Below are 10454 nucleotides of genomic sequence, written 5' to 3'. Positions count from 1 at the left end.
CCACGTAGATTTAGCAGATTTTAAAATAAAAATCTAGCAAAATCTGCTAAAATCTGAGCAAATCTGCGTGAAATAAAACTTTTTCAGCCCTTCCAAATGAAAAAAATCCGCAAAATCTGCAAAATCTGCGAGAGCCATGATTTAGCAGTATTAATTAAATTCCAGTTCATAAAAAAAAGGTAAAATCACGACAATCCATTAAAAATAAAAACCTTCACCTGTTTAGAATAAAAAAAACTTTGCGCCTTAGCGCCTTCGTGGCAGAAAAAAATAATTCTGCAAGAAAAAAGCAATTTCAACTTTTTTTTAAAGAACAGTTTCCAAATTTGCGCTTACTATTTATTTACATTAAATTTGCAGCTCAATACAACAAACTACACAAATGATCCATTTCTTTGAAAACCAAAGCAAAACTGTTTTTGCCGTACAAACGCAAAACGAAATTTCAGCTCAAGACATTTCAAAATTAAACTGGCTTTTTGCCGATGCAAACAAGATCGAAAAATCTGCACTGGCAGGCTTTTTTGTTGGTCCACGCGCCACTATGATCACACCTTGGAGTACAAATGCTGTAGAAATTACTCAAAACATGGGTATTGACGGTATCATCAGAATCGAAGAATTTCATCCTGCAACAGAAGATTTCACTGATTTTGATCCAATGTTATTCCAAAAATTCAATGAATTAGATCAAGAAATCTTCACTATCAACATTCAGCCAGAACCAATTCTGGAGATTGAAGATATTGCAACTTACAACAAAGTTGAAGGTTTAGCTTTAAGCGAAGAAGAAGTTGATTACTTAAACAATCTTTCAGCAAAACTTGGAAGAAAATTAACTGACTCTGAAATTTTTGCTTTTTCTCAGGCGAATTCAGAGCACTGCCGTCACAAAATTTTCAACGGAACATTTGTAATTGATGGCGAAGAAAAGGAAACTTCTCTTTTCAAATTAATCAAAAAAACATCTCAGGAAAACCCTAACGATATTGTGTCTGCTTACAAAGACAACGTTGCTTTTGTAAAAGGACCAAAAGTGCAGCAATTTGCACCAAAATCTGCTGACAAACCAGATTTTTATGAAGTAAAAGAATTTGATTCGGTTATCTCTTTAAAAGCCGAAACACACAATTTCCCAACAACAGTTGAGCCTTTCAACGGAGCTGCAACAGGATCTGGAGGAGAAATTCGTGACCGTTTAGCTGGTGGTCAAGGTTCATTGCCATTAGCTGGAACTGCGGTTTACATGACTTCTTACTCTCGTTTGAACGAAGACAGAAAATGGGAAAATGCAGTTGAAGAAAGAAAATGGTTGTACCAAACGCCAATGGATATTTTAATCAAAGCTTCAAACGGAGCTTCTGATTTTGGAAATAAATTTGGCCAGCCGCTTATTACAGGTTCTGTTTTAACTTTCGAACATGAAGAAGAAAACAGAAAAATTGGTTACGATAAAGTAATCATGCAAGCGGGTGGAATTGGTTACGGAAAAGTAGATCAATCAATTAAACACAAACCAAAAGAAGGCGATAAAATCGTTATTTTGGGTGGAGAAAATTATAGAATCGGAATGGGTGGTGCTGCAGTTTCTTCTGCAGATACTGGAGCTTTCGGTTCAGGAATTGAGTTAAACGCGATTCAGCGTTCTAATCCAGAAATGCAAAAACGTGCTGCAAACGCGATTCGTGGTTTAGTAGAAAGCGACAATAACCCAATTGTTTCGATTCACGATCACGGTGCGGGCGGACACCTAAACTGTCTTTCTGAATTGGTGGAAGAAACTGGAGGTCTAATCGATTTAGATAAATTACCAGTTGGAGACCCAACGCTTTCTGCAAAAGAAATTATTGGTAACGAATCTCAGGAAAGAATGGGATTGGTTATTGGTCAAAAAGATATCGATACATTACAAAGAATTGCTGATAGAGAGCGTTCGCCAATGTACGAAGTTGGAGATGTTACGGGCGATCACCGTTTTACATTCCAATCACAATCTAACGGTTCAAAACCAATGGATTATGCTTTGGAAGATTTCTTCGGAAGTTCTCCAAAAACGATCATGACAGACAAAACTGTTGATAGAAAATATGCTGACGTTGCTTACAATGCAGCAGATTTCGAATCGTATTTAAAAGACGTTTTACGTTTAGAAGCGGTTGCATCTAAAGACTGGTTAACTAACAAAGTGGACCGTTGCGTTGGAGGAAAAGTAGCAAAACAGCAAACTGCAGGTCCGTTACAATTGCCTTTGAACAACGTTGGTGTAATGGCATTGGACTATTTAGGAAAAGAAGGAATTGCAACTTCTATCGGGCATGCTCCTATCGCTGCTTTGATTGATCCTGCTGCTGGTTCTAGAAATGCTATTGCAGAATCGTTATCTAACTTAGTTTGGGCTCCAATTATCAACGGAATAAAAGGGGTTTCTCTTTCTGCAAACTGGATGTGGGCTTGTAAAAACGAAGGTGAAGATGCTCGTTTATACGCTGCTGTTGAAGCTTGTTCTGAATTTGCAATCGAATTGGGAATCAATATTCCAACTGGAAAAGATTCACTTTCGATGAAACAAAAATATCCAAATGACGAAGTAATTGCACCGGGAACGGTAATTATTTCTGCTGCTGGAAACTGTACAGATATTAAAAAAGTAGTAGAGCCTGTTTTACAAAAAGACGGAGATTCAATCTATTATATTAATTTGTCTCAAGATGATTTCAAACTTGGAGGTTCATCTTTTGCACAAATTAGAAATGCAATTGGAAACGAAACTTCTACTATTAAAGATTCGACTTTCTTCAAAAATGCATTTAATACGATTCAGGAATTAATCGTTGAAAATCAAATTTTAGCTGGACACGATATCGGAAGCGGTGGTTTAATCACCACTTTATTAGAAATGTGTTTTGCTGATGTGAATTTGGGAGCAAAAATTGATTTCAGCGCTTTCGCGGAAAAAGACTTATTGAAAATCCTTTTCGCAGAAAACATCGGAATCGTATTCCAAGCCAACTCAAACGAAGCAGTTGAAGCGAGATTAAAAGCTAATGATATTGAATTTTTCAAAATTGGAGAAGTTCAAAACACAGCAGTTTTGGAATTTGGAATTTATAAATTGGATATTCCTACATACAGAGACATTTGGTTCGAAACTTCTTATTTATTAGATCAAAAACAATCTAAAAACGGAACTGCTAAAGCACGTTTTGAAAACTATAAAAATCAAGCTTTAAATTACACTTTCCCAAGTCATTTTACAGGTAAAGCGCCAGTAATTGATGCTTCTAAACCTCGTCCAAAAGCAGCTATTATTCGCGAAAAAGGAAGTAATTCTGAGCGCGAAATGGCAAACGCTATGTACTTGGCTGGATTTGATGTAAAAGACGTTCACATGACCGATTTAATTTCAGGTCGCGAAACGTTAGAAGATATTCAGTTTATTGGTGCTGTTGGAGGTTTCTCTAACTCAGATGTTTTAGGTTCTGCTAAAGGTTGGGCTGGAGCTTTCTTATACAACGAAAAAGCAAAAACAGCTTTAGACAATTTCTTCAAAAGAGAAGATACATTATCTGTCGGAATCTGTAATGGATGCCAATTGTTTATGGAATTGGAAGTAATTAATCCAGAGCATGAAGTTCATGGAAAAATGCTGCATAACGACAGTAACAAACACGAAAGTATTTTTACTTCTGTAAAAATTCAGGAAAACAACTCTGTAATGTTATCAACACTGGCAGGAAGCACTTTAGGAGTTTGGGTTTCTCACGGAGAAGGTAAATTTAATTTGCCAATGGGTGAAGAAAACTACAACATTGTTTCTAAATATGCTTACGAAGGATATCCAGCAAACCCGAACGGTTCTCATTATGATGTAGCTATGATGTGCGACAAAACAGGAAGACATTTGGTTACAATGCCTCATATTGAGCGTTCTACTTTCCAATGGAACTGGGCACATTATCCAAAAGACAGAAATGACGAATACACTCCTTGGCATGAAGCTTTTATCAATGCTAGAAAATGGATTGAAAAAAACTAAAATATTTATAACTAAAACGCTCGAATTTTATCGAGCGTTTTTTTTATAGCCACGAATTCACGAATTTCATTAATTCAATTTTTGCAAATAAAATTCGTAAATTCGTGGCTATAAAATATTAACAAATTCTCGGCAATTGCTCACCAACCAAAGGATTCACAACTCTTTTTCCTCCAAAACTGCTTTCAATAACTATTTTTGACGGATGATCTGCAGTAATAAAACCTATCTCTGAAGCATTTTGATTTTCTTTTTGCAAAATCTCTAAAACTTCTGTCTTAATTTCAGGCGAAGCAATACAGACAAAAATTCCTTCATTGGCAACATATAAAGGATCTAAACCTAATAATTCACAAGCACTTCTCACCTGATTCTCAACTTTAATTTTTTCTTCAAAAATAGCAATGCCAAAATCATTTTCAGTTGTTATTTCGTGTAAAACCGAAGCAAGTCCTCCTCGTGTAGCATCTCTTAAAAAGTGAATCTTATCGCCAAACCTTTCGATTAAATCTACCACAACATGATTTAAATTGGTAGTATCACTCAAAATATCACTTTCAAATTCCAGACCTTCGCGTTCAGACATAATAGCCATTCCATGTGAAGCAATTGGTCCGTTTATAAGAATTGCATCATTTTCTCGAATATTTTGAATTTTTATAGCTGCCCTTTCATGAATTACGCCAATTCCAGAAGTATTGATATAAATTTGATCTCCTTTTCCTTTCTCTACAACTTTAGTATCACCAGTAACGATTTGCACATTAGACTTATCAGCCGCAATCTTTATAGATTTAATAATTTTAGTAAGTTTTTCCATACAAAACCCTTCTTCAATAATTAATGCCAGAGATAAAAATTTAGGAATCGCACCGCACATCGAGAGATCATTTACAGTACCATTTACGGCAAGTTCTCCAATATTTCCACCTTTAAAAAATATAGGAGACACAACATAACTATCGGTAGAAAATGCCAAATTTCCTTGAATATTTAAAAATGCGCCGTCATGACGCACTTCTAAAATATCATTTTTCAAAATTTTAAAAATTACTTCATTCAATAATTTTGTCATGTGTTCACCGCCACTACCGTGATGTAAATGAATGACTTCTTTATTTTTATTCATTTCACTAAAAATTAAATTTCTTCGCCCAGTTCTTTCAGGACTTCCATCGTTCTTTTAGCTTCTATTTCATCAATGATCCCAATAGCCGCACCAACATGCACTAAAAGATAATCACCCACTTTTGCTTCTGGAACGAGCGCCAGATTAACTTCTTTAATAATACCTTCAAAAGAAACATTTCCAATTCTGAAAGTTTCATCAAGTTCTACTACTACTTTTTCTAATAAACCAGGAACTGCTAAACACATATTTATCGTTTTATAGATTGCACTAACAACTCATACCACGCAGATAAGCCTTCTCCTGAAGTTGTAGAAACCTCAAAAAAGGTCAAATGCGGATTGACTTTTTTAGCATATTCTTTTAATTTTTCTAAGTCAAATTTTAAATAGGGCAGCAAATCTATTTTATTGATAATACAGATTTGTGAACCTAAAAACATATCCGGATATTTAAGCGGTTTGTCCTCACCTTCTGTAACCGAGATAATTACAACCCGTTTCAATTCGCCCAAATCAAACATCGCAGGGCAAACCAGATTACCAACGTTTTCAATCATTAAAACCGAATCTTGAGCAGGTTTTAACTCCTTAACTGCTTTCGCAATCATCTCACTATCTAAATGACAGCCTTTTCCAGTATTGATTTGTATAACAGGAACATTCAGTTTATGAATTCTGTCGGCATCGTTGGTAGTCTGCTGATCACCTTCTATAACCGAAAATGCCATTTTACTTTTTAAATCTGAAATCGTTCGCTCCAACAAAGAAGTTTTTCCCGAGCCTGGAGAACTGACAAGATTAATTGAAAAAATGTTCAATGCTTCAAAAAAGCCTCTATTTCGCTCTGCTGTCAATTGATTTTTATATAAAATATCTTTTTCAAGCTGCACAATATTAATTTCATGCGAGTGATGATGATCATGAATATGGTCGTGGTCATGGTTGTGACTATCATTATCGTGGTCGTGATCGAAATGATGTTCATGATGATGGTCTTCGTGATGGTGATGGTGATAATGTCCGGAATGATAATGAGAATAGGAGTTTTTATCGCCTATCTTGGTGAATCGTATTTCATTTTCATCAGAACTGCAGCCGCAAGTCGTACACATATATAAATTTATTTAATAATTATCTTTTTTATTTTTAATTCCTTTCCTGACAGTATCTCTTTAAATGGACTATTGCATTTTGGACAGCTGTCAAAACTTTTTTCTATCGGAAACTCCATTTCGCATTCGGCACATTTGGCTCTTCCAATTGGTTCTTCAACATATAATAAGGAGTCATGCAAAACGCTTCCGCTAATACATTGCGGCCAGACGAAATGAAAAGAACTCATTTCTACTCCTGATAGTTTGCCAATTTCTAAATAAAGTTCCAGTACTTTTTTACCTTTTATTTTATGTACTTCTTGTTCGGCAATTTTTACAATTGAGGTAACTACAGAAAGCTCATGCATGATTCTTTTTATTTCAAATATTTTTTTCAACCGCGCAAGGTAAAAACAAAAAAGAAAGTAAAAACTGACAATTATCAGTTTTGCGAAATAAATGTTTAGATAATTTTAGCCCCGCAAAAAATGTAAAACCAAAGTTTCTAAAACTGCATTTTTATAAAACATTATTAGTATGGAGGAAAAGGAAAAAGAAAAAGGCAATGAGACCTATTATGATAGTATAGAAAGACAAGGCTACAGCAGAAGGGATTTTTTAAAGTTTGCTGCCTATATAGGAGCTTACATGGGCGTTCAAAGTTCTGCAATTGGCCAAATTACTAAAGCTTTAGAAACTACTCCTCGACTACCCGTTATTTGGGAACACTTTCAAGAATGCACTTGCTGCAGCGAATCATTCATTCGATCGGACCATCCTATCGTTGCTGATATTATTCTGGACAAAATTTCTTTAGACTACACTCTTACGCTCATGGCGGCTTCTGGACATCAGGCCGAAGCAGCTAAAAAAGCAACAATGGATAAATATAAAGGAGAATATATCCTTTGTGTAGAAGGTTCTATTCCGATGGGAGCTGATGGAAATTATTGCTGTATTGGCGGGAGAAGCGCTGTAGAGATTTTAAAAGAAGCAGCAGCCGGAGCAAAAGCCATTATTGCTTGGGGAAGCTGCGCAACGTCTGGCTGTGTACAGGCTGCAAAACCAAATCCAACGGGTGCAGTTCCTATTCACAAAATCATTACAGATAAACCTATTATTAATGTTCCTGGCTGTCCTCCTATTGGAGAAGTTATGGCTGGAATCATTGTGCATGTGGTTGCATTTGGAAAACTTCCAGAATTAGACAGTTCTGGTCGTCCGAAAGCTTTTTATTCAAAAAGAGTTCATGACAGCTGTTATCGCAGACCTTATTTTGACGCAGGACTTTTTGCAGAGAGCTTTGATGATGAAAATGCCAAAAAAGGATACTGCTTATATAAAGTCGGCTGTAAAGGACCAAGCACTTACAATGCTTGTGGCAATATGAAATGGAACGGTGGTGTAAGTTATCCTATTCAATCTGGACATGGATGCATTGGCTGTAGCGCCAATGATTTCTGGGATGCAGGAAGTTTCTATTCTAGAGATGCAGCAGTGAATCCGGGCAATATTGAAGCAAATGCTGACACTTTAGGCAAAATAGCTCTTGGAGGAGTTGCGGCTGGAATTGGTGCACATGCCATTATTTCTAATATATCTAAAAGAAAAGAACTTACTCATAGAATTAATCAGGGAACTGAAAACGAAAAACATTTAGAGGATTTATAATCTATAAAAAATAAACATGGCAGAGAGAATCGTAGTAGACCCTATTACACGTATTGAAGGACATTTGAGAGCCGAAGTTGAAATCTCAGACGGCACGATAAAAGAAGCTTTTTTATCTTCTACAATGGTGAGAGGGTTAGAAAATATTGTAAAAGATAGAAATCCAAAAGATGTTTGGGCATTTGTGCAAAGAACTTGCGGTGTTTGTACTGCGACACATGCAACAGCATCTGTTAGAGCTGTAGAAGATGCATTGGGAATTGTTGTCCCGCCAAATGCAGAAATTGTAAGAAACATTATGCTTGGTGCTTTGTACCTACACGATCACGTAGTGCATTTTTATCATTTGCATGCTTTTGACTGGGTCGATGTTTTAAGCGGACTAAATGCAGATCCTGTGAAAACATCTCAATTAGCACAGTCCATTTCTAACTGGCCTAAAAGTTCTCCTGGCTATTTCTCAGATTTACAAAAACGACTTAAAAAATTTGTTGCCAGTGGACAATTAGGCATTTTTGCCAATGGTTATTGGGGACATCCTCAAATGAAGCTGCCTCCTGAAGCCAATTTGATGGCTACAGCTCATTATCTCGAAGCTTTAGAATGGCAAAAAGAAATTGTAAAAGTGCACGCTATTTTTGGAGGTAAAAATCCGCATCCTAATTTCTTAGTGGGCGGAATGGCCTGCTCGATAAATCTAGATGATGCCAGTGGATTAAATGCAGAAAGATTGGCATTTGTCAGACAGCTGTTAGAAGATGGAAAACGATTTGTAGAACAAGTTTATGTGCCAGATGTTTTAGCAATTGCAGGTTTTTATAAAGATTGGGGAGCTATTGGAGGCTTTCATAATTTTATGTCTTTTGGAGATTTTCCGACTCAGGGATATAATAATACCAACATGAATACTTTCAAATTCCCTTCTGGAGTTATTTTAAACAAAGACCTTACAAAAGTTCACGACTTAGACTTAAGAGATTTAAAAACAGTTGAAGAATACGTAAATAATTCATGGTACGATTATGAAGGTGAAGGAAATACAGGAAGACAGCCTTGGAGCGGCGAAACGAAGATTAATTACACTGGTCCAAAACCTCCGTATACTCATCTAAATGTAGATCAGAAATACAGCTTCATCAAAACTCCAAGATGGAAAGGCCATGCCATGGAAGCTGGTCCGCTTGCGCGAATGCTAGTTGGTTACGCATCAGGAAGGGAAGAATTTAAAGATATTATAGATTCTACTTTATCGAAATTGCAAATTCCTGCAGCAGCTTTGTTTTCAACTTTAGGAAGAACTGCTGCCAGAGCTTTAGAATCAAAATTAGTAGCCGAATGGAATCTGGAATTCTTTGATGCTTTAATTCAGAATATCAAAAACGGTGATACAAAAATGGCTAATATGGAGAAATGGGAAACCTCAACTTGGCCAAAAGAATCTCAAGGTGTTGGACTTGTAGAAGCTCCTAGAGGTGCATTAAGTCACTGGATTGTCATTAAAAATGGAAAAGTTGCCAACTATCAGCAAGTGGTTCCATCTACATGGAATGCTTCACCTAGAGATCCAAAAGGACAGCGTTCTCCGTATGAGAGCAGTTTATTGAATACGCCAGTTGCAAATCCAGATTTGCCATTAGAAATCATTAGAACTATTCACTCTTTTGATCCTTGTATTGCTTGTGCAGTTCATTTATACGATGAAAACGGCAACATTATTAAAGAAGTAAACGATATTTCAATTTGCACTATTTAATATAAAATTTACAGCATGCCAACAAAAACTAACGATTATAAAAGAGCTTATATCTGGCAGTTACCGATACGTATTTTTCATTGGGTAAATGCTTGGGCAATTACGGGATTAGTTGCAACAGGTTTTATCATAGGTAATCCGCCAGGTATAATCTCCAAACAAGAAGCAACCAATCAATTTTGGCTTGGTTACATTCGAGAAATCCATTTTGCATGTGCCTATTTATTAGTTGCGGTCATGATCTTAAGGGTATATTTTGCTTTTAAAGGAAATAAATACGCAAATTGGCGTGTCTTTTTTCCATTTAAAAAAGAAGGTTTTAAAAGAATGTGGCATGTTGTAAAATATGACATTTTTTTACAAAATGAAGAAACAAACGGAGCCCCGAGCGGTGCTGTAGGTCACAATAGTGTGGCTGCAGCATCCTATCTGGTGATGTTTATCATGGCTTTGGTTATGGTTTTCACTGGTTTTGCTATGTATGCGCCAACTTCGACATGGTTTTTTCCAAAAATGTTTGGTTGGGTTACTGATTTAGCAGGCGGTGATCTTAATGTTAGAACAATACATCATTTTACCACTTGGACATTTATCCTCTTTGCCATAGTCCATATCTATTTGGTATTCTTCCACGATTGGCTGGAAGGCTTGGGTGAAACATCTGCAATGGTAAGCGGTTACAAATTTGTACGTACTGAAAGAGTAAAAACAGAGGAGAACATCAATAATACAGATGAAAATATTGAGCAGGATTTACCATGGTAACTGC

The 10454-nt window shown here is 36.2% G+C and carries 8 protein-coding genes; 4 read left to right on the top strand and 4 right to left on the bottom strand.

Annotated elements, in window-relative coordinates; genetic code table 11:
- Nucleotides 1-382: 382 nt before the first annotated feature.
- Nucleotides 383-4036 (top strand): phosphoribosylformylglycinamidine synthase, encoded by a 3654-nt coding sequence (gene purL, locus ACWA1F_RS19960; protein ID WP_456896281.1) that lies wholly within the window; start codon nt 383-385, stop codon nt 4034-4036.
- Between the two features lie 118 nt (nt 4037-4154).
- Here the strand turns inward: purL and hypE are convergent, their stop codons facing one another.
- From hypE to ACWA1F_RS19940, 4 genes are read right to left on the bottom strand one after another with little or no spacing between them, the layout of a single operon-like run.
- A complete protein-coding gene (gene hypE / locus ACWA1F_RS19955) occupies nt 4155-5165 on the bottom strand; it encodes a hydrogenase expression/formation protein HypE (protein ID WP_456896279.1) in 1011 nt (336 codons plus the stop codon).
- Between the two features lie 11 nt (nt 5166-5176).
- Nucleotides 5177-5413 carry a HypC/HybG/HupF family hydrogenase formation chaperone gene (locus ACWA1F_RS19950; RefSeq protein WP_456896277.1) on the bottom strand — a complete coding sequence of 79 codons (237 nt, stop codon included), beginning with the start codon at nt 5411-5413 and terminating at the stop codon, nt 5177-5179.
- Nucleotides 5414-5415: 2 nt separating this feature from the next.
- Nucleotides 5416-6279, bottom strand: a complete 864-nt coding sequence (gene hypB, locus ACWA1F_RS19945) for a hydrogenase nickel incorporation protein HypB (RefSeq protein WP_456896275.1) — start codon at nt 6277-6279, stop codon at nt 5416-5418.
- Nucleotides 6280-6287: 8 nt separating this feature from the next.
- Nucleotides 6288-6629, bottom strand: a complete 342-nt coding sequence (locus ACWA1F_RS19940; protein WP_456896273.1) for a hydrogenase maturation nickel metallochaperone HypA/HybF — start codon at nt 6627-6629, stop codon at nt 6288-6290.
- 169 nt (nt 6630-6798) lie between these two features.
- On the opposite strand from ACWA1F_RS19940, the gene ACWA1F_RS19935 reads away from it, so the two are divergent.
- The 3 genes from ACWA1F_RS19935 to cybH are packed head-to-tail and all read left to right on the top strand — an operon-like array spanning nt 6799 to nt 10450.
- Nucleotides 6799-7932 carry a hydrogenase small subunit gene (locus tag ACWA1F_RS19935; protein ID WP_456896271.1) on the top strand — a complete coding sequence of 378 codons (1134 nt, stop codon included), beginning with the start codon at nt 6799-6801 and terminating at the stop codon, nt 7930-7932.
- Between the two features lie 16 nt (nt 7933-7948).
- Complete coding sequence (locus tag ACWA1F_RS19930; protein ID WP_456896270.1) at nt 7949-9685, top strand: nickel-dependent hydrogenase large subunit; 1737 nt, start codon at nt 7949-7951, stop codon at nt 9683-9685.
- Between the two features lie 15 nt (nt 9686-9700).
- Nucleotides 9701-10450: a Ni/Fe-hydrogenase, b-type cytochrome subunit gene (gene cybH, locus ACWA1F_RS19925; protein WP_456896268.1), complete on the top strand. Its 750-nt coding sequence runs from the start codon at nt 9701-9703 to the stop codon at nt 10448-10450.
- The last annotated feature ends 4 nt before the right edge of the window (nt 10451-10454 follow it).

The organism is Flavobacterium erigeronis (genome assembly GCF_054075165.1).
The sequence above is the reverse complement of the archived record's forward strand: the minus strand, read 5'-3'. Positions and strand labels throughout refer to the sequence as shown.

Coding starts and splice junctions, on each gene's coding strand:
- ACWA1F_RS19935 (WP_456896271.1), top strand. CDS start 6,799: ATGGAGGAAAAGGAAAAAGAAAAAGGCAATGAGACCTATTATGATAGT.
- hypE (WP_456896279.1), bottom strand. CDS start 5,165: ATGAATAAAAATAAAGAAGTCATTCATTTACATCACGGTAGTGGCGGT.
- cybH (WP_456896268.1), top strand. CDS start 9,701: ATGCCAACAAAAACTAACGATTATAAAAGAGCTTATATCTGGCAGTTA.
- ACWA1F_RS19950 (WP_456896277.1), bottom strand. CDS start 5,413: ATGTGTTTAGCAGTTCCTGGTTTATTAGAAAAAGTAGTAGTAGAACTT.
- ACWA1F_RS19930 (WP_456896270.1), top strand. CDS start 7,949: ATGGCAGAGAGAATCGTAGTAGACCCTATTACACGTATTGAAGGACAT.
- ACWA1F_RS19940 (WP_456896273.1), bottom strand. CDS start 6,629: ATGCATGAGCTTTCTGTAGTTACCTCAATTGTAAAAATTGCCGAACAA.
- hypB (WP_456896275.1), bottom strand. CDS start 6,279: ATGTGTACGACTTGCGGCTGCAGTTCTGATGAAAATGAAATACGATTC.
- purL (WP_456896281.1), top strand. CDS start 383: ATGATCCATTTCTTTGAAAACCAAAGCAAAACTGTTTTTGCCGTACAA.